Below are 17,873 nucleotides of genomic sequence, written 5' to 3'. Positions count from 1 at the left end.
GTGGGGGCGCGGGGGGGGGTGGGGGCGGGGGGGGGGGTCGGGGGGGGGGGCGGGGGCGTGGAGCGGCGGGGGGCGGGGGGGGGGTCGCGGCGACGCGCGGCGGCCGCCTTCGTGTGCGCCGGCCGCCGCATCCTCCCGCTCTGAGAGAGGATGCGGCGGCCGCCTGAGGCTCGGACGCTACGCCTTGCGCATGTACGCCCGCACCGTGAGCGGGGCGAACACCGCGACGATCACGGCGGCGCCGAGGAGCGCGAGCCACGCGTCCGCGCCGAACGTGCCGTTGTTGGCGAGCTCGCGCACCGCGGTGACCAGGTGCGACACCGGGTTGATGGTCGCGAACCAGCGCAGCCAGTCGGGCAGCGTGTCCAGCGGCACGTAGGCGTTCGACAGGAACGTCAGCGGGAACAGCACCAGGAACGAGATGCCCTGCACCGATCCGGCCGTGCGCGCGACGACGCCGAAGAAGGCGAAGATCCAGCTGATCGCCCACGAGCTGACGATGACCAGCAGGGCGGCCGCGACGACCCCGAGCAGGCCGCCGCCCGGCCGGTACCCCATCAGGAAGCCGACCACGAAGGTGATCGTCGTCGCGATGGTGTAGCGGAGGGTGTCGGCGAGCAGCGCGCCCGAGAGCGGCGCGATGCGCGCGATCGGCAGGGACTTGAAGCGGTCGAACACGCCCTTGTCCATGTCTTCGCGCAGCTGCACGCCCGTGACGACGGAGGTCGTGATGACCGTCTGGACGAGGATGCCCGGGATGAGCTGCGGCAGGTACGCCTGCACGTCCCCGGCGATCGCGCCGCCGAAGATGTAGGCGAACATCAGCGTGAAGATGATCGGCTGCAGCGTCACGTCGAACAGCTGCTCGGGCGTCCGCTTGATCTTCAGGAGGCCCCGGTAGGCCATCGTGACCGTGTTGGCGAGCGTCTGGCGCACGCTGACGTGGTTCTTGAGGTTCCGCTCCGCGGGCGGGGTGATGGTGGCGATGGCGCTCATGCGTCGACCTTCTCTGCGTCGTTCTCCGCGTCGCTGCCGGGCTCGCCCGCGGTCTGGTCCTCGGCTCCGTGGCCGGTCAGGGTGAGGAAGACCTCGTCGAGGGTCGGCTTCTGGACCGACATCTCGCTGAGGTGGATGCCCGCCTCGCGGAACGTCACGAACAAGTCGGTGACCGCGTCGGCGTCCCGCATGGGCGCGGTGATGCGCGAGCCTTCCGGCGAGACGACGCCCTCCACGCCGAGCACCGTCAGGATGGCGCGCCGGGCGTCCTCGAGGTCGGCCGGGTCGGCGAGGCGCAGCTGCAGCGAGGACTCGCCGATGGACGCCTTCAGCTCGTCGCCGGTGCCCTCGGCGACCACGCGGCCGCGGTCGATGACGGCGATGCGGTCGGCCAGCTGGTCGGCCTCGTCGAGGTACTGCGTGGTGAGCAGCACGGTGGAGCCGGTGGAGACGAGCCGCCGGATGGTGTCCCACATCTGCGCGCGGGTGCGCGGGTCGAGTCCGGTGGTCGGCTCGTCGAGGAAGATGAGGGGCGGCTGCGCGATGAGGCTCGCCGCCAGGTCGAGGCGGCGGCGCATCCCGCCGGAGAACTTCTTCAGCGGACGCTTGGCCGCCTCCGACAGCCCGAACTCCTCGAGCAGCTCGGCCGACTTGCGTTTGGCCTCCGCCCGGCCGAGGCCGAGCAGCCGCGAGAAGATGACGAGGTTCTCGGTCGCCGACAGCGTCTCGTCGACCGACGCGAACTGCGCGGTGACGCCGATGAGCTGCCGCACGACCTGCTGCTCGCGCCGGATGTCGTGGCCGAAGACGAAGGCCTCGCCGGCGTCGGGACGCAGCAGGGTGGCGAGCATGGAGATGGTGGTGGTCTTGCCGGCGCCGTTGGGGCCGAGCACGCCGTAGACGGTGCCGGCGCGGACGCTGAGGTCCACACCGTCGACCGCGCGGTTGTCGCCGAAGACCTTGACGAGCCCGTGGGCCTCGACGGCCCACTCTGAGCTGCGAGTCATGGTGTCCTTCCTTCATGGATGGGTCCCGAATCGATCGGGTGATGCTGCGATGCTGCCGCGGCGCACTTGCAGGGCGCTTGCAGGGCGCTCACGCGGCGCTTACACGGGCCGCGGCGGGAGCGCCCGCCGGCTCACGCGGCGCGGGCGGCCGCCGCGAGCGCGGCCCTGTCCACGCCTGCGAGCTCCAGCGCCCGCGGCACGGTGCCGAGCTCCAGTCCGGCCAGCGCGGCGAGCACGTCGCTCGGCGTGGTCGCGGCGGCGCGGCCGCGGACCAGGCTGATCCGGTGCGCCCGGACCAGCACCTCCCGCGCCGAGGTCCCCCAGCGCGGACGGGTGACCCGCGGCGAGGCGACGAGACGCTCCTCCGGCACCGGCTCGACGCCCGCGGCGCGCAGCCCGGCGGTCCGCTCGGAACGCAGGGCGGCCTCCACCCGCTCGTGGTCGAGGCCGGCGTGCGCGAGGGCGGGGTGCACCGGCGAGTCGGGGTCGACGGTGAGGGCGAGGAGGAGGTGCTCGGCCTCCACGAGCGGGGCGTTGCGGCGCCTGGCCTCCTCGATGGCGGTCACGACGAGCGCGCGGAAGGCGCGCGACAGCCGCTGCCCGCGGACGGGCGCGGGCAGGTCGCCGTGGTGCGAGCCGGGGTCGGGCGAGCCGTGGTCGGGCGAGTCGGGGTCGGGCGGTGTGCGGTCAGACATGGCGTCTCCTCAGTTCGACGCCGGCGGCGGCCACGCGGCGGAGGTGCTTCTTGTGCACGGCCTGCCGGGTGACGCCGAGGGCGTCGGCGATCTGGCTCCAGCTCCAGCCGTCGCGGAGGGCGCGCTCGACCTCGGCGTCCTCCAGGCGGTCGGCGAGCTCGCGCAGCGCCACGACGGCCGCGAGACCGTCGGCCACGCCGCCGAGCGGGGCGGGAACGGGTGGTGTGGGGTTCATGCAAGCAACCTACGTTGCTAATCTTAACTTGTCAACCAGAGTTGCTTCGGAGATTTGGCGCAAATCGAGGTTTGCCGGCCTTCATGACCGAGATTCGGCGCAAATCGTGTCTGGTGCGCGCTTCGCTACGCCCACGGGCAGTTCCAGAGTTCCCGGCCGTCGCGCGCGCAGGATTCCCGCGTCTGTGCTCCTCTGCGCGCAACCGGCCCGCAGCCTCCGACGTACACTGAAAAGGTGACAGCGTACGTCTCGGCCTTCGACCTCTTCTCGATCGGCATCGGTCCTTCGAGCTCGCACACGGTCGGGCCGATGCGGGCGGGACGCGCGTTCGCCGAACGGCTGCGGGAGCAGGGCCTCCTCGACCGGGTCGACCAGGTCACGTGCACGCTGTACGGGTCGCTCGGCTCCACGGGGATCGGGCACGGCACACCCGACGCCGTCGTCGCCGGGCTGTCCGGCCTGGCACCCGAGACGTGCGGGCCGGAGCAGGTCCGCGGCGCCTGGGCCGACATCGACCCGGCGACCGGGCGGCGGCTCGCGCTCGCCGGCGAACGCGACCTGCCGTTCGGGAAGGACGACATCGCGTTCGAGCCCCGCACCCGCCTCCCCGGCCACCCGAACGCGCTCACCCTCCGGGCGTGGGGGCGCTCGACCGGCGGCACCCGCGAGGCGCTTCCGCTCGCCGAGGAGACCTTCTACTCGATCGGCGGCGGCTTCATCCGGCGGGAGGGCGAGGAGGCCGACCTCGCCGCCCGCGCACCGCATCCCCTCCCCTACGACTCGGCGGCCGAGCTGCTGGCGATCTGCGAGCGCCTGGGCCTCCCGATCTGCGAGGTGGCGCGCCGCAACGAGGAGGCGCTGCACGGCGCCGACGCCACCCGCGAGCGCCTCGACCTGATCTGGGGGGCGATGGCCGAGTGCGTCGCGCGCGGCCTCGCCGGCGACGGCACCCTCCCCGGCGGCCTGGGCGTCAAGCGGCGCGCGGCGGCGATGCGCGAGCACCTCGAACGCGTGCAGGACGAGCCCGGCCGGGCCACGGCGCTGGAGTGGCTGCACGCCTTCGCGCTCGCCGTCAACGAGGAGAACGCCTCCGGCGGCCGGGTCGTCACGGCCCCCACCAACGGCGCCGCCGGAATCGTGCCGGCGGTCGCCCACTACTACCTGCGGTTCGTGCCGGGCGCCTCCGCCGAGGGCATCCGCCAGTACCTGCTCACCGCGACGGCGATCGGCTCGCTGTTCAAGGCCAACGCCTCCATCTCGGGTGCCGAGGGAGGCTGCCAGGCGGAGGTCGGGTCGGCCTGCGCCATGGCCGCCGGCGCCCTGTGCGCGGTGCTGGGCGGGACGCCCCGCCAGGTGGAGAACGCGGCCGAGATCGCGATGGAGCACCACCTCGGCCTGACCTGCGACCCGGTCGGCGGGCTGGTGCAGATCCCGTGCATCGAACGGAACGCGATCGCCTCCTCCACGGCCGTGTCGGCCGCGCGGCTGGCGCTGCACGGCGACGGGTCGCACCTCGTCTCCCTCGACACGGTCATCGAGACGATGCGGCAGACCGGCCTCGACATGTCGACGAAGTACAAGGAGACCAGCGAGGGCGGCCTCGCCGTCAACGTGATCGAATGCTGAGCATCGGGCCCTGGCCCGCCGGTCGCGCCGCCCGGGGCGCTACGCTCGCAGCATGAGCCTGATGGACATCCCGTTCCACACCATCGACGGCGCCGAGACCTCGCTGTCCGCCTACGCGGGCAAGGTGCTCCTGGTCGTCAACGTGGCGAGCCGCTGCGGGCTCGCGCCGCAGTACGAGAAGCTGGAGCAGCTCCAGGAGACCTACGGCTCCCGCGGCTTCAGCGTGATCGGCTTCCCGAGCAACCAGTTCCTGCAGGAGCTGAAGACCGAGGACGCCATCAAGGAGTACTGCTCCACGACCTGGGGCGTGACCTTCCCGATGATGGAGAAGGTGCGGCTCAACGGCCGCAACGCCCATCCGCTGTACTCCGCGCTGACCACCCACCCCGACGCCGACGGCAAGGCCGGCCGGGTGACGTGGAACTTCGAGAAGTTCCTGCTCACCCCGGACGGCGCCGTGCACCGCTTCCGGCCGACGACCGAGCCGGACGACCCGCGCATCGTGGCGCTCATCGAGGAGGCGCTGCCCGCGGCAGCGTGACAGCGAGGGCGTGCCGGCGCGGGCGTGCCGGCTCGGGCTCACGCCCGGCGGAACCAGCGCCCGCCCACCCGCTCGGTCAGCCGCCACGACGCCACCTCGGCCAGCGGCCGGACGCCGGCGACGGTGTGCTCGGCGACCCGGAGCGCCTCCCGCTCGTGATCGGCGGTGAAGCGGACGGTCAGCCGCGCCTCCCCGCGGACGACGTCGACGCTGCTCGCCTCGACGACCGCCAGCTCGGCCGCCGCTGCGGCCGCGGACGGCTGCACGGACTGCGGGGCGACGCCGGGGCGCAGCAGTCCGACGGCGACGATGACACGGAACGAAGGCACCGCACGAGCCTACGCGAGGAGGCACGGCCTCCCGGGCGGGACGACGCCCGCCGCACCCGCCATGCGCGACGCGCGGGGCGCGATTGAGGGACCTCCCAGGACACTCGGTCGTATCCTCTTCAGGCAGACGGAAGGGGGTGCGCCGATGCACACCGAGCAGATCGACATCATCGGCACCGACGGCGGACTGACCGACGCTGAGCTGGCGGAGTTCGCGGAAGTGCTCGACCGGCGGCGCCACGACGACGTGGCGGAGGCGGAGCGGCTCGCCGAATCGGTGGGGGCGCTGCTCGCCTCGCGCTCGGAGTCGACGGCCGACGACGAACACGACCCGGAGGGGCCGACGCTCAGCTCCGAGTGGAGCCGCCTCCAGGCGTTGCGCGGCGACGCGGCGCAGGACCTCGTCGCGGTCGACGCCGCCCGCGAGCGGCTCGCTCGCGGCACCTACGGCATCTGCACCCGGTGCGGCCGCCCGATCGGCGTCGACCGGCTGCGCGCCCGGCCGACGGCCGAACTCTGCATCAGCTGCGCGATCGCCGTCGAGCGCTGACCCGGCCGGGGCGGGCGACGACGCGTCGGCTCACCTCAGCGAGCGGGCCGCGCGGTACACCGCCTCGGTGCGCGAGGAGGCGCCGACCTTGCGGAGGATGCTCGACACGTGCACGCTGGCGGTCTTGGCGCTGATGAAGAGGCGCTCGCCGATCTGCTTGTTGCTCAGGCCCTGCTCGATGAGCGCGAGAACCTGCTCCTCGCGTTCGGTCAGCGGCGCCCCGCCGGAGGTCCCGACGCTGCGCGGCCCCCGATGCGCCACCAGGGTGCCCGCCTGCGCGGCGATGAGTCCGAAGCCGCGCCGGTCGGCGTCCTCCCTCGCCTCCGCCGCGAACCGCTCGGCCTCCACACGATCGCCGGCCGCGAGCGCCGTACGCGCCGACCGCAGCAGCGCGTAGGGGTGGAGGTGCGCCGGCGCCAGCGGTGAGCGCGCGGCCTCCACGGCCGCCTCCCACGCTTCGCGCGCCCGCGCGAATCGCGTCGCGCGCTCGGCGCCGACGTCGGTACCGGTCGCTCCGCCCGTACGGCCGCCCGTGCTGTCGTGGGCGGCGCGCGCGGTGGCGAGTTCGGCCTCCACCAGCGGAGCCCAGACCGGGAACGTCGGCCAGTCGCCCAGATCGGCGAGCACCCGCTCCAGCCGCTCGGTCTCGGCGGTGACGTCGATGATCGCGACGGCGCCGGGGTCCGCCCCGTCCGCGAGCGCCGCGTCCGCACGCGCCCCGTCCGCATGCGCCCCGGCCGTGAGCGCGACGTCGGCGAGCGCCCGCCCGGCCACGGCGAGCACGGGGAGGTCCCACGCGGGCAGACGGCGGAACGGCGCGCCGCCGATCCCGCCGACCTCCGCCCACGCCTGCTCGGCGTCGCCTCGGGCGATGGCGACCTCGCCGACGATCCGCGCCACGCTGAGCCGGGCCTGCATCTCGGTGTCGGCGAGGATGCGCAGGCTCCCGCGCCAGCGGCGCAGCAGCTCCTCCGCCGCGTCGACGTCGCCGCGCCACAGCGTGAGCCAGACCTTGTTGCGCTGGAGCTGCGAGCGGAAGCTGGGCGGCGCATCGAGCGCGAGCGCCGCGTCGAGGAGCTCGTCCGCGCGGTCGAGCTGGCCGAGGGCGAGCAGGGGCTCCACGGTGTTGGAGGACAGCATCACGCCCGAGGTGCGTTCGACGCCCCGGCGGCGTGCCTCCTCCGCGCCCGCCTGCGCGATGCGGACGGCGTCGGCGAACCGGCCGACGCTGTGCAGCGCGTCGGACGCGTTGACGGCGTGCCGCAGCAGCGCGTTCGCGTCGCCGTCGGCCAGGGCGCCGGCCGTGTCGAGTTCGGCGAGGCCATCGGCGACCCGGCCGGCGGCGGTCAGCGAGCTGCCGAGGATGTTGTGGGCGACCGATCGCAGGGAGGCGGGCGCGGCTCCGGCCTCCGCGATCGCCTGGCCCGCCATCGCGATGGCCTCGTCGAAGCGGGCCGCCACCATGAATCGTGCCGCCAGCTCGGTCAGCAGGTGCGGCCGCAGCGGATCCCCGGCGGGAACGGACCCGGGCGGCACGACCTCCAGCGCCTCGGCGAGCAGCTCGGCCGACCCCGGGCGGTTGAGGTTGGAGAGGTACTGCGCCTTGTCGCGCAGCAGGCGGGCGTGCCGCGCGGGCGAGAGCCCGCCGGCGTCGGCCAGGGCGACCTCGACCAGCGCGAGCGCACGCTCGTTGTCTCCGGCGTTGCGCAGCGCCGAGGCGGTGCGGGCGATCACCGCGATGCGGTCGCGCCCGGCGAGCGCCTCGGCGTCCGGGACGCCGTCCCACATCTCGAGCACGCGGTCGCCCATCGCGGCGGCGGTGCCGTAGGCGTACGAGAGCCGCGCCTCGTCCATGCCCTCGACGGAGGCCAGGAACGCCCGGCGCGTGTCGTGCGCCGCGAGCCAGTGCGAGGAGAGCTGGATGGCGGAGCGCTGCGGGCTCGCCTCCAGGGCCTCCGCGTACCGGGTGTGGAACCGCGCCCGCTCGCCCGGCAGCAGGTCGGCGTGGATGGCCTCGCGGACGAGCGCGTGCCGGAAGGAGTACTCGGTGCCGTCCGCCGCCAGGACGTTGGCGACCACGGCCTCCCGCGCCGCCGCGTCGAGGGCGTCGGGCGAGCCGTCGTAGACCGCGAGCAGGAGGTCGTGCTCGACGCAGACCCCGCCGGCCGAGAGGAGGCGCAGCAGCCGCTGGGCGGGGTCGCTCAGCCGCTCGTAGCGCGCGAGCAGCAGCTCGCGGAGCGTCTCGGGCAGGTCTTCGCCGGAGGCCAGCCCGTCGATCCCGACGAGCTCCTCGACGAAGAACGGCACGCCCTCGCTCAGCGCGTAGACGCGGTCGACCGTCGCGGGCTCGGGCTCGCAGCCGAGCAGGCGCTCCATCAGCGTGGCGACCTGGTCGCGGCCGAGCCGCGCGAGCTCCCAGCGCGTGACCCGCCGCGTGCGCTCCAGCTCGGCGAGGTAGGGGCGCAGCGGATGCCCGCGCGAGACCTCGTCGCTGCGGTAGGTGAGCACGATCAGGATGCGGCCGCCCTCGGTCATCCGCACGATGAAGCGCAGCAGCTCGAGCGTGGACGAATCGGCCCAGTGGATGTCCTCCACGGCCAGGATCAGCGGACGCTCCGCCGAGAGCGTCTCGAACAGCACGGTCACCAGCTCGTACAGCCGTTCGGCGCCCGTGCGGGCCGGGACCGCCGAGTCGTCGGCCAGCTCCGGGAGCAGCGCGGAGAGCACTCCGGCGCCCGGGCCGGCAGCCGCCAGCACGGTGTCGAGCCCGACCTGCTGGATGAGCCGGCGCAGGACCGCGGCGAACGGCGCGTATGGCGCGCCGTCGCTGCCGAGGTCGACGCAGCGCCCGAGCAGCACCGTCGCCGAGCGCTCGGACTCGGCGAGGAACTCCGCCAGCAGCCGGGACTTGCCGATGCCGGCCTCCCCGCCGATGACCACGGCTCGCGGCTCCCCCGCCGCGGCGGCGGCCAGCTCGGCGCGCAGTGCCTCGAGATCGGGCTCGCGCCCGATCATCGCTGGGCTGGACGCCGGTGATCGCATGGCATCATCGTGCCACGCACCACCGACATCCGGGCCGGGTCGGAGCCCGCCGTCACCGGCGGGTGCCGGCGAGCTCGCGACCGGAGGCCGCGCCGGCCGGGAGGCCCTGCTCCCCGGCCGCCCCCGCGGGCTCCGAGACCCCCGCGCGCGCGCCCGCGGCGGACGCCGTCGGCTGCGCCGCATCCTGCTCGACCCCCCTGCGGCCACGACGCGTCCCGCGCACGGCCAGCGCGTCGCCGAGCCGCCGCCACCAGCGCCGCGCCGGCACCTCCGCGAACCGCTCGTGCACCACCCGGATCAGCTCCACGTCGCGCGTCAGCGCCGCCGCATCGCGGGCGGTCACCATGCTCTGCACGTAGTCCTCCGAGAACATCATCCGTCTGGTCCCCTCTGTTGCGCCGGGCCCTCCGCCCGACACCCTCAGACTCGTCGCTAAGGCACCCGCCCGACATCGGGAGGATGCCCTATTCCTGCCCCGTTCCTGCCCGCGCCACCGGCTCAGGCGCCGCTGAGGTGGGGGTTCACACGCCGGAGAACGCGGAGCAAGCTGGCGGCATGGCCACGATCAACACGCTGCAACCGCCGTACCGGGTCGGGTACTTCGTGGGCAGCCTCTCCGCCGAGTCCATCAACCGCACGCTCTCGCGCGCGCTGGTGCGCCTCGCCCCGCCGGATCTGGTGCTCACCGAGATCCGCATCGGCGACCTGCCCCTCTACAACCGCGACTTCGACGGCGACTTCCCCCCTGTCGCCCGCGAGTTCAAGGCGTCCATCGCCGAGCAGGACGCCCTCCTGTTCGTCACCCCGGAGTACAACCGCTCCATCCCCGGCGCGCTCAAGAACGCGATCGACTGGGCGAGCCGGCCGTACGGCGAGAACGTGATCGCGCGCAAGGCGACGGCGGTCATCGGCGCCTCGCCCGGCGCCATCGGGACCGCCGTCGCCCAGCAGCAGCTGCGCAGCGTGCTGAGCTTCCTCCAGGCGCCGCAGATGAACGCCCCCGAGGCGTACATCCAGGCGCGGCCAGGGCTGTTCGAGGCGGACGGGACCATCACCGACGAGGGGACGGAGGCCTTCCTGCGCAGCTTCATGGACGCGTTCTTCGAGTACATCGAGCGCGTGCTCACGGTCGTGCCGGCCGCGCGGTGAGACTCCACGACACCGACAGCGACCGCACGGTCGAGCTGCGGCCGGTCGGCTACGACGCCGACGACCGGGTGCTGGTCGACGCCGTCGTGGAGGACGCCGGGCGGCGCTGGGAGCTCGCGGAGCCGTGCCTGCGCGCCGACGAGGCGGACGAGCTGGCCGGCTGGCTCGACGCCCTCGCGAGCGACACCGGCGGCGGCGGCGACGGCGTCGACGGCGCCGGCTGGTCCTCCCTCGGCTTCAGCGGCGGCGTGCTCCCTACCGCCCGCCCTCGCGCTTGCGGTGCCGCTGCGCGATCGCCTGCTCGCCGTACGGGTACACCTCGGCGCGCGGGGTGCTGACATCGTCGAGGCGCGTGCGGAGGTCGTCCGGCAGGTCGAGGTCCGCCGCGGCGAGGTTGTCCTCCAGCTGTTCGACAGTGCGGGCGCCCAGGATCACCGAGGTGACCGCCGGGCGGTCCGCGAGCCAGCCGAGCGCCACCCGCGACGGCGTGCTGCCGAGCTGCCCGGCGACCTCGCGCACGGCGTCGACCACCCGCCAGGTGTGCTCGTCGGCGTTGCGCGCCTCCCACGCCTCCATGCCGCGCTTCGGGTCCTCGCCGAGCCGCGTCGCGCCGGTCGGCGACTCGTCGCGCGAGTACTTGCCGCTCAGCCAGCCGCCCGCGAGCGGCGACCAGGGCAGCAGCCCGACACCCGCGTCGAGCGCGGCGGGCACGACCTCGTGCTCGATCCCGCGGACCAGGAGGCTGTACTGCGGCTGCAGCGTGACCGGCGGTGCCCAGCCGTGCGCGGCCGCGACGCCGGCCGCCTTCGTCAGCTGCCAGCCGAGGTAGTTCGAGAAGCCGTAGTACGAGATCTTCCCCGCGGTCACGGCGTCGTCGAGGAAGCGCAGCGTCTCCTCCAGCGGGGTGAGCGCATCCCACGCGTGCAGCTGGTAGAGGTCGATGTGGTCGACCCCGAGCCGGCGCAGGGAGGCGTCGAGCGCGGCCCGCAGGTGCGTGCGCGAGAGCCCCAGGTCGTTCGGCCCCGCGCCCATCGGGAACCGGCCCTTCGTGGCGATCACGATGCCGTCGCGGCGCCCGTGGTTGCGGGCCAGCCAGCGGCCGATGATGGTCTCCGAGACGCCCGCCGAGTACACGTCGGCCGTGTCGACGAGGTTCCCGCCCGCGTCGAGGTAGCGCTCCAGGATGGCGTGCGAGGTCTGCTCGTCGGCCTCCGCGCCGAAGGTCATGGTCCCGAGTGCGTACTCCGAGACGATCGTTCCGCTGTTGCCCAGGTTGCGTAGCTCCATGCGGCCGACGCTAGCCCCGCACGGCCGGTTCGCCTACTGTGCGCTGCGTGAACGCCGCTGTGAAGCTCCTCATGCTCTCCGACACCCACGTCCCGAAGCGCGCCCGGGAGCTGCCGCCCGCGGTGCTGGCCGCGGTCGATGCGGCCGACGTGGTCATCCACGCCGGCGACTGGGTCGACGCGGCGACCCTCGACCTCCTGGAGGCCCGCGCCAAGCGGCTCGTCGGCGTCTGGGGCAACAACGACGGCCCCGAGCTGCGCCGCCGCCTGCCCGAGGTCGCCCACGCCGAGCTGGGCGGCCTCCGCTTCGCCGTCGTGCACGAGACCGGACAGGCGGCGGGGAGGGAGGTGCGGGCCGAGCGCGACCATCCCGACGCCGACGTGCTGGTGTTCGGGCACTCGCACATCCCCTGGGACACGGTGTCGCCGCGTGGGCTGCGGCTGCTGAACCCCGGCTCGCCCACCGACCGGCGGCGCCAGCCCGAGTGCACCTACCTGACCGCGGTGGCGCGGGAGGGGCGGCTCTCGGAGGTCACGCTGGTCCCGCTCCCCCACCGCCCCCTCCCAGCTTGATCGAGTTGGCGCGACACGCCGCCTCGCGACCGCCGGAGGCGGCGTGTCGCGCCAAATCGATCGTGCGGTCAGGGGAGGAGGAGCTCGCGCACGGTCGCCAGGAGCAGTGAACGGGCCTCCGGGGTGACCAGCCAGGGGGCGAAGCCGTCCGTCGACAGGAAGAACGTCCCGCGGGGCGCCGGGGCGGTCGTTCCATCGGCCAGCGCCGCACCGCCGCGGGTGAGCGCGATCACCGGCCGCCCAGACTCGGGATCGCGCGCGACGACGGAGGCGGTGGCGGGAGGCTCCGCCCACGTCAGCTTGCTGCGCCCGCGGTAGACCCGCACCTCGCCGTCGAGGCCGGCGGCGGCCGCGTGCTCGGCGTCGGCGATGCGGATGCGGTCGAGCGACAGCGGCACGGCGGCCGCGCTCGCGAGGCCCATCGGCACGAGGTGCCCCCACGCCAGCACGGGGACCTCGCGGCGGGCGACCGCCACGGCGTCGGCCTCGGCGGCGGTCCGGGTGACGATGACGAGATCGGCGTCGGGATGGTCGCCCAGGTGCGCATGCAGGCCCGCCGTGCGCAGGAACTCCGCCAGCTCGCGGTCGCCAGGAGCCGGGTTGGCGCCGGTGACGATCGCGACCATCGCGCTCGCCGCGGCCGGACGGCGCCGCTCGGCGGGTTCGCCGCCGAGGTGGTCGACGGCGCGGTCGACGAGCGCGAGCACCGCGCCGCGTACGACGTCGGCGAACTCGGCCTCGAGGTCGGCGCGGGCGGCGAGGAGGGTGGAGAGGGTGTCCTGGGTCGGCGCCGATGCCGGCGCCTGCGCCGATGCCGGATCGGCCGGAATGCCGCCCGCCAACACCCGACACGCCAGCACCCCGGCGCGCCCGGCCGCGCGGGCCGCGCGGATCCACGGCCCGAGCTGTCGCGCCAGGTCGTCCTGGGCGGCTTCCGCCGTCGTCTCCGCGAGGGCGGCGAGCAGCGCCTCCGCCTCGGTCCAGCGGGAGGCGGCGACCGCATCCTCCAGCGCGGGCCAGCGCGGCGCGGAGGGCGGCCACGCGCTGCAGGCGGCGACGAGCGCGCGCAGGCCGGGGTCGCCTCCCGTCACCAGGTCGTACGCCCGGTCGGCCGCCGCGGCCGGGGAGTAGCCGTCCGGATCGGCCGCCCACGCAGCGACGGTCGCGAGGGCGAACCGGGAGGGCGCGGCCTCCACCATCGGGTTCGCGGCGATGCCAGCGAGCCACCCTCCCCGGAGCGCGCCGCCCCCGCCGGTCCCGCCATCGCTGGTCTTGCCATCGTTGGTCTCGCCATCGCCAGACCCGCCATCGCTGGACCCGCCACCGCCGGACCCATCACCGCCGACGCTCCCGCCACCCGTGCCGCCCGCCGACCGCCCGGTCAGCGGCCCCAGGAAGACGCGCGAGCGGTCGAAGTCGTTGACCGGGAAGTTGTCCCACAGCACCAGGTCGCGGCCGTAGCTCGTGCGGGCGCGGGCGATGTCGTCGGCCGTGACCTCGCCGACCACGATGTCGGAGCCGGTCCACAGCACGAGCGCGTCGCCGGGCAGGGTCTGGTCGAGTCCCTCCCGGTACGGCGTCCGCTCGACGCCCGCGTAGTCGGTCGGGCAGAACAGCAGCGGCTCGTCGATCCCGGCCGGGAGCAGGGCGTCGCGGACCAGGCGCGTCGCGGTGTCGCCGTGCGCGCGGCCCAGCGCGAGCGGCTCCTCCATCGGCACGTCGTCGAACAGCAGCGAGAACGAGCGGACGCCCGCCTCCAGCAGTTGCCGGCACTTGGCGGCGAGGAGGTCATGCTCGGCGGGGTCGTCGTAGCGCATGTCGAGGCCGGGGGAGACGGCGTAGACGAAGCGCACCCCGTGCTCGGCGGCCGCGGAGGCCAGGGAGGCGAGGTCCGCCAGCCGCTCGTCGGGGTACGGCTCGCGCCACCGCTCGCGGTGCCAGGGATCGTCCTTGGGGGCGTAGAGGTAGTGGTCGAGTCCGAGCGGGGCGCCGAACGCGAACCAGGCCACCCGGTCCTCGTGCGACCACGGCTCACCGTAGAAGCCCTCGACCAGCCCCCGCCAGGTCAGCGGCCCGGCGGACGGGGCGTCGTGCTCGCCCTCGCCGCTCACCGCCCCCCTCCGTGCCACGACGACCACAGCTCGGCGTACGCGCCGCCCGCGGCGACGAGCTCGTCGTGGCTGCCCAGCTCCTCGACGTGCCCGTCGCGCACCACCGCGATCCGGTCCGCATCGTGGGCGGTGTGGAGGCGGTGGGCGATCGCGACGACCGTGCGGCCCTCCAGCACCCGGTTCATGGCGCGTTCCAGGTCGCGGGCGGCGGTCGGGTCGAGCAGCGAGGTGGCCTCGTCGAGGATGAGCGTGTGCGGGTCGAGCAGCACCAGCCGGGCCAGCGCGAGCTGCTGGGCCTGGGCGGGGGTGAGCACGACGCCGCCCGAGCCGACGACGGTGTCGAGACCCTTCGGCATGGCGGCCACCCAGCGCAGCGCGTCGACCACCCGCAGCGCGCGGGCGAGCTCGTCGCGGCCCGCGCCGGGACGGGCGAGCGAGAGGTTCTCGGCGATCGTCCCGACGAAGACGTGGTGCTCCTGCGTGACCAGTGCGACGTGACCGCGCAGGTCGTCGAGCGGGAGGTCGACAAGCCGCACGCCGCCGACCGTCACGCGTCCGGAGGTCGGCTCGGTGATGCCGGCCATCAGCCTCCCGAGCGTGGACTTGCCCGAACCGGAGGGGCCCACGATCGCGAGGCGCTCGCCCACCGCGAGGTCGAGGGAGACGCCGTGCAGCACCTCCACGCCCTCCCGGTACGAGTAGCGGACGTCGGAGGCGAGCACGTGCTCGTCCAGGGGGACCTCGCCGGTCGCGTGGCGGTCCTCCGGCACGTCGGCGACGCCGATGATGCGCGAGAGCGCGGTGGTGCCGACCTGGATCTCGTCCAGCCAGCTGATCAGCTCGTCGATCGGCGACACCAGCTGCATCGCGTACAGCGCGACGGCCGTGACCGCGCCGATGGAGGCCACGCCGGAGCCCACGAGGAACGCGCCCCACGCGATCACCACGATGACCGGCAGGAGGAACGAGATGTCGGTCATCGGAAAGAACCAAGACCGCAGCCACAGCGTGTACCACTCGGACTCGCGCCGCTCGCGCAGGGCGGCGTCGACCTTCGAGCGCTGCGCCGGCGCGAGACTCAGCGCCTCGATCGTGCGCACGCCGTCCACGGTCTCGCTGATCGTGCCGCCGAGGGTGGCGTAGGAGGCGAGCTGGCGCTGGTAGCCGGGGCCCGAGCGCCTGAGGTACCAGCGCGTGGCGACGACGAGGATGGGGACGCCCGCGAACATCCCGATCGCCACCGCCGGGTTGACGATGAAGGCCGCGACGATCGTCAGCACGGCCGTGACACCGGCGACGAGGATGCGCGGCACGCCGAACCGCACCGTCTGCGCGACCGACTGGATGTCGTTGGTCGTGCGGGCGAGCAGGTCACCGGTGCCTGCGGCCTCGACCGTGGAGAGCGGGAGGCGCGCGACGGTCGCGAGGAACTCCTCCCGCAGCGACGCGAACACGCCCTCGCCGAGCACCATCGACTGCCGCTGCGCGAATCGCGTGAGCAGCGCCTGCGCGACGATCGCCACGAGGAGCACGACGGCGATGGTGTCGATGCCCGCGCTGACGAGCGTGCCGCCGGTGACGCCGTCGATGATGACGCCGATGAGCGCCGGGCCGGCGAGCCCGGCGACCGCGGCGAGCGTGTGCAGCGCGAGCACGACCGAGAGCGCGCCGCGGTGGCGGCGGATCAGCCGGGCGGCGGTGGCGCGGACGGTCGCGGTGCTAGCGATCGGAAGCAGCATCGGCGTCTCCCTTCGAGCGCTTGTCCTTCTTGTCCTTCATGTTCTTCTTCGGCTTCTTCGGCTTCTTCGGCTTCTTCTTCGTGCCGGGCTGCTGGGCCTGCACAGGATGCGTCGCCGTCCACAGCGCGTCGATGGAGCCGGTCCACGCGGCGTCGAGGTCCTCGCCGTCGGCGGGCTCGGCGGCGCTGATCGTGCGCGAGACGATCGCGCGGTACAGCTCGCCGAGGTCGTCCTCCTGCCGCAGCAGCTCCTGATGCGTGCCGGTGCCGACGACCCGGCCCCGGCGGACGACCGCGATGGTGTCCATCCGGTCGAGGAGGAGCGGGCTCGCGGTCACGACGACGGTCGTGCGGCCGTCGCGCGCCTCCCGCAGCCGCTCGGCGATCTGCGACTCGGTGTGCGCGTCCACCGCGCTGGTCGGCTCGATCAGCACGAGCACCTCGGCGTCGGTGAGCAGCGCACGGGCGAGGCTGAGCCGCTGCCGCTGGCCGCCCGAGAACGTGCGCCCGCGCTCGGCGACGCGCTCGTGCACGCCGGACGGGAGGGCGTCGACCGTCTCGGTGGCGGCGGCGGCCTCGAGCGCGGCCGACACACGGCGGATGCGGCCGGTGGTGGTGTCGCTGTACTCCTCGGACCGCGTCGGCTGCACATCCAGCCCGTCGAGCAGGCGGCCGCCGAAGAGGTGCGGGTTCGCGTCGTTCACGACGATGCGCTCGCGCACCTCCCTCACCGGCACGCGGGTCGTGTCGACCCCGCCCCAGAGGACAGGCGCCTCGCGGTGCACCGCGTCGTCGAACCGGCCGAGCCGGGTCGCGATGGCCGCGGCCTCGTCGGGGTCGGCGTCGACGATGGCGGTGAAGACGCCGGGCGCGATCGTCACGCCCGACGCGACGTCCTCGATCGCCGAGCCGACGGGAGGCGCGTCCGCGACATCGTCGCGGTCGCGGGCGGCCGGCCGGGTGCGCAGCACCGAGAGCACGCGCCGCGCCGACACGACGCCCGCGGTGAAGGTCTGGGCCGCCTCCACCGCCGTCCGCAGCGGCAGCACGAGGAACGTGGCGTACCCGTAGAAGGCGGTCAGCTGGCCCGGCGTGATCGCGCCGTCGACGGCGAGGTGCGCGCCGAACCAGACGATGAAGACGAGGAAGGCGCCGGGCAGCAGCACCTGCAGCCCGTCGAGCCACGACTGCGTGGTCGCGACGCCGACGCCCGCCCCGCGCACCCGCTGCGACTGGCGGGCGTAACGGTCGACGAACTCGTGCTCGCCGCCGATTCCGCGCAGCACCCGCAGGCCCACGACGGTGTCGGCGCCGAGCGTGGTCAGCCTCCCGGACTCCTCGCGCCAGACGGCCTGCTTGGACCGGAGCGGGCGCAGCAGCAGCGCGAGCACCGCGGCGACCAGCGGCACTCCGATCACGACCGCGAGGCCGAGCGGCACCGACGAGCTCAGCATGATGACCGACACCGCGATGAAGGCGACGATGCCGCCGCCCAGCCGCGCCGTCACATCGAACATGGCGCCGAGTCGAAGGGAGTCGGTGTTCACGGTCGCGACGATCTCGCCCGAGGAGGTGGTCGCCGTGATCGCGGGCCCGGTCTCTGCCGAGTGGTGGCCGATCAGCCGGGCGATGCCGAGGGAGGAGCGCAGCCAGTTCGACACGGCCATCCGGTGCCGCAGCATCCCGGTCACCGCCTGGACGATCGCGACGATCAGCAGGGCGCCGCACCACAGCCACAGCCGCGCGGAGTCGCCGCCGACGCCCTCGTCGACCGCGCGGCCGAGCAGGTAGGGCCAGACGGCCTGACACAGCATCCACACGACGCCGAAGAGCACACCGGCGGTGAGAGTGGCGGGCTGCCGCCCGGCCTGCCAGAGCAGGAACCGCGGCACCGACGAGAGGTGCTTCTCGCTCGGGCGCACCGCGGGCGGCGGCGGAGAGGAGGGGGCGGAGGGATGCGCAGCGCGGGCGCCGGACACGATGGCTCCTTGGGAG

General features: G+C 74.4%; 17 protein-coding genes. 6 read left to right on the top strand and 11 right to left on the bottom strand.

Going from position 1 to position 17,873, the window contains the following annotated elements:
• Nucleotides 1-177: 177 nt before the first annotated feature.
• The 4 genes from ACR9ZG_RS12335 to ACR9ZG_RS12320 form a co-directional block, all read right to left on the bottom strand.
• The gene (locus tag ACR9ZG_RS12335; RefSeq protein ID WP_481285136.1) at nucleotides 178-996 is read right to left on the bottom strand and encodes an ABC transporter permease; all 819 of its coding nucleotides are present in this window, start codon (nucleotides 994-996) and stop codon (nucleotides 178-180) included.
• Nucleotides 993-2,003, bottom strand: a complete 1,011-nt coding sequence (locus ACR9ZG_RS12330; protein WP_481285135.1) for an ATP-binding cassette domain-containing protein — start codon at nucleotides 2,001-2,003, stop codon at nucleotides 993-995. The genes ACR9ZG_RS12335 and ACR9ZG_RS12330 overlap by 4 nt, the downstream gene beginning before the upstream one ends.
• A gap of 131 nt (nucleotides 2,004-2,134) precedes the next feature.
• Nucleotides 2,135-2,698, bottom strand: coding sequence for a Clp protease N-terminal domain-containing protein (locus ACR9ZG_RS12325; protein ID WP_481285134.1), 564 nt, complete (start codon nucleotides 2,696-2,698; stop codon nucleotides 2,135-2,137).
• A complete protein-coding gene (locus tag ACR9ZG_RS12320) occupies nucleotides 2,691-2,933 on the bottom strand; it encodes a helix-turn-helix domain-containing protein (RefSeq protein ID WP_481285133.1) in 243 nt (80 codons plus the stop codon). The genes ACR9ZG_RS12325 and ACR9ZG_RS12320 overlap by 8 nt, the downstream gene beginning before the upstream one ends.
• Nucleotides 2,934-3,167: 234 nt before the next feature.
• Between ACR9ZG_RS12320 and ACR9ZG_RS12315 the strand changes: the two genes are divergently transcribed.
• Both ACR9ZG_RS12315 and ACR9ZG_RS12310 read left to right on the top strand, forming a co-directional pair.
• A complete protein-coding gene (locus tag ACR9ZG_RS12315; protein ID WP_481285132.1) occupies nucleotides 3,168-4,559 on the top strand; it encodes an L-serine ammonia-lyase in 1,392 nt (463 codons plus the stop codon).
• A gap of 52 nt (nucleotides 4,560-4,611) precedes the next feature.
• Nucleotides 4,612-5,100, top strand: coding sequence for a glutathione peroxidase (locus tag ACR9ZG_RS12310; protein WP_481285131.1), 489 nt, complete (start codon nucleotides 4,612-4,614; stop codon nucleotides 5,098-5,100).
• Nucleotides 5,101-5,138: 38 nt separating this feature from the next.
• On the opposite strand, the gene ACR9ZG_RS12305 is transcribed toward ACR9ZG_RS12310, so the two are convergent.
• The gene (locus ACR9ZG_RS12305; RefSeq protein WP_481285130.1) at nucleotides 5,139-5,429 is read right to left on the bottom strand and encodes a hypothetical protein; all 291 of its coding nucleotides are present in this window, start codon (nucleotides 5,427-5,429) and stop codon (nucleotides 5,139-5,141) included.
• A gap of 145 nt (nucleotides 5,430-5,574) precedes the next feature.
• Here ACR9ZG_RS12305 and ACR9ZG_RS12300 point away from each other — a divergent pair, with 145 nt between their 5' ends.
• Nucleotides 5,575-5,979 (top strand): TraR/DksA family transcriptional regulator, encoded by a 405-nt coding sequence (locus ACR9ZG_RS12300; protein WP_481285129.1) that lies wholly within the window; start codon nucleotides 5,575-5,577, stop codon nucleotides 5,977-5,979.
• A 30-nt stretch (nucleotides 5,980-6,009) separates the two neighbouring features.
• On the opposite strand, the gene ACR9ZG_RS12295 is transcribed toward ACR9ZG_RS12300, so the two are convergent.
• Nucleotides 6,010-9,021, bottom strand: a complete 3,012-nt coding sequence (locus ACR9ZG_RS12295) for a helix-turn-helix transcriptional regulator (protein WP_481285128.1) — start codon at nucleotides 9,019-9,021, stop codon at nucleotides 6,010-6,012.
• A 52-nt stretch (nucleotides 9,022-9,073) separates the two neighbouring features.
• Nucleotides 9,074-9,397 carry a hypothetical protein gene (locus ACR9ZG_RS12290; RefSeq protein WP_481285127.1) on the bottom strand — a complete coding sequence of 108 codons (324 nt, stop codon included), beginning with the start codon at nucleotides 9,395-9,397 and terminating at the stop codon, nucleotides 9,074-9,076.
• Between the two features lie 179 nt (nucleotides 9,398-9,576).
• Here ACR9ZG_RS12290 and ACR9ZG_RS12285 point away from each other — a divergent pair, with 179 nt between their 5' ends.
• Together ACR9ZG_RS12285 and ACR9ZG_RS12280 are read left to right on the top strand one after the other, a co-directional pair.
• Entirely contained in the window at nucleotides 9,577-10,170 is a 594-nt protein-coding gene (locus ACR9ZG_RS12285; protein WP_481285126.1) for an NADPH-dependent FMN reductase, read from the top strand.
• Entirely contained in the window at nucleotides 10,167-10,508 is a 342-nt protein-coding gene (locus ACR9ZG_RS12280) for a WapI family immunity protein (RefSeq protein WP_481285125.1), read from the top strand. Before ACR9ZG_RS12285 ends, ACR9ZG_RS12280 begins: the two co-directional genes overlap by 4 nt.
• On the opposite strand, the gene ACR9ZG_RS12275 is transcribed toward ACR9ZG_RS12280, so the two are convergent.
• Entirely contained in the window at nucleotides 10,426-11,457 is a 1,032-nt protein-coding gene (locus ACR9ZG_RS12275; protein WP_481285124.1) for an aldo/keto reductase, read from the bottom strand. The genes ACR9ZG_RS12280 and ACR9ZG_RS12275 overlap by 83 nt on opposite strands.
• Before the next feature lie 71 nt (nucleotides 11,458-11,528).
• Between ACR9ZG_RS12275 and ACR9ZG_RS12270 the strand changes: the two genes are divergently transcribed.
• Nucleotides 11,529-12,029 carry a metallophosphoesterase family protein gene (locus ACR9ZG_RS12270; protein ID WP_481285137.1) on the top strand — a complete coding sequence of 167 codons (501 nt, stop codon included), beginning with the start codon at nucleotides 11,529-11,531 and terminating at the stop codon, nucleotides 12,027-12,029.
• Nucleotides 12,030-12,097: 68 nt separating this feature from the next.
• Here ACR9ZG_RS12270 and ACR9ZG_RS12265 read toward each other — a convergent pair whose 3' ends face one another.
• From ACR9ZG_RS12265 to ACR9ZG_RS12255, 3 genes are all read right to left on the bottom strand, one after another.
• The gene (locus ACR9ZG_RS12265; protein ID WP_481285123.1) at nucleotides 12,098-14,140 is read right to left on the bottom strand and encodes a beta-N-acetylglucosaminidase domain-containing protein; all 2,043 of its coding nucleotides are present in this window, start codon (nucleotides 14,138-14,140) and stop codon (nucleotides 12,098-12,100) included.
• The gene (locus ACR9ZG_RS12260) at nucleotides 14,137-15,879 is read right to left on the bottom strand and encodes an ABC transporter ATP-binding protein (protein WP_481285122.1); all 1,743 of its coding nucleotides are present in this window, start codon (nucleotides 15,877-15,879) and stop codon (nucleotides 14,137-14,139) included. The genes ACR9ZG_RS12265 and ACR9ZG_RS12260 overlap by 4 nt, the downstream gene beginning before the upstream one ends.
• On the bottom strand, nucleotides 15,860-17,873 hold a 2,014-nt coding region (locus ACR9ZG_RS12255; protein ID WP_481285121.1), incomplete at its 5' end, for an ABC transporter ATP-binding protein. The genes ACR9ZG_RS12255 and ACR9ZG_RS12260, both read right to left, overlap by 20 nt.

The sequence above is a fragment of the Leifsonia sp. KNZ12-8B genome (genome assembly GCF_056755495.1).
Note: the sequence above shows the minus strand (reverse complement) of the source record. Positions and strands in the feature narration are given on the sequence as shown.

What these genes read in the sequence shown, in the direction of transcription:
- ACR9ZG_RS12300 (WP_481285129.1), top strand. Translation starts at nt 5,575, where the DNA reads ATGCACACCGAGCAGATCGACATCATCGGCACCGACGGCGGACTGACC.
- ACR9ZG_RS12330 (WP_481285135.1), bottom strand. Translation starts at nt 2,003, where the DNA reads ATGACTCGCAGCTCAGAGTGGGCCGTCGAGGCCCACGGGCTCGTCAAG.
- ACR9ZG_RS12275 (WP_481285124.1), bottom strand. Translation starts at nt 11,457, where the DNA reads ATGGAGCTACGCAACCTGGGCAACAGCGGAACGATCGTCTCGGAGTAC.
- ACR9ZG_RS12270 (WP_481285137.1), top strand. Translation starts at nt 11,529, where the DNA reads ATGCTCTCCGACACCCACGTCCCGAAGCGCGCCCGGGAGCTGCCGCCC.
- ACR9ZG_RS12260 (WP_481285122.1), bottom strand. Translation starts at nt 15,879, where the DNA reads ATGCTGCTTCCGATCGCTAGCACCGCGACCGTCCGCGCCACCGCCGCC.
- ACR9ZG_RS12320 (WP_481285133.1), bottom strand. Translation starts at nt 2,933, where the DNA reads ATGAACCCCACACCACCCGTTCCCGCCCCGCTCGGCGGCGTGGCCGAC.
- ACR9ZG_RS12310 (WP_481285131.1), top strand. Translation starts at nt 4,612, where the DNA reads ATGAGCCTGATGGACATCCCGTTCCACACCATCGACGGCGCCGAGACC.
- ACR9ZG_RS12285 (WP_481285126.1), top strand. Translation starts at nt 9,577, where the DNA reads ATGGCCACGATCAACACGCTGCAACCGCCGTACCGGGTCGGGTACTTC.
- ACR9ZG_RS12335 (WP_481285136.1), bottom strand. Translation starts at nt 996, where the DNA reads ATGAGCGCCATCGCCACCATCACCCCGCCCGCGGAGCGGAACCTCAAG.
- ACR9ZG_RS12290 (WP_481285127.1), bottom strand. Translation starts at nt 9,397, where the DNA reads ATGATGTTCTCGGAGGACTACGTGCAGAGCATGGTGACCGCCCGCGAT.
- ACR9ZG_RS12325 (WP_481285134.1), bottom strand. Translation starts at nt 2,698, where the DNA reads ATGTCTGACCGCACACCGCCCGACCCCGACTCGCCCGACCACGGCTCG.
- ACR9ZG_RS12295 (WP_481285128.1), bottom strand. Translation starts at nt 9,021, where the DNA reads ATGCGATCACCGGCGTCCAGCCCAGCGATGATCGGGCGCGAGCCCGAT.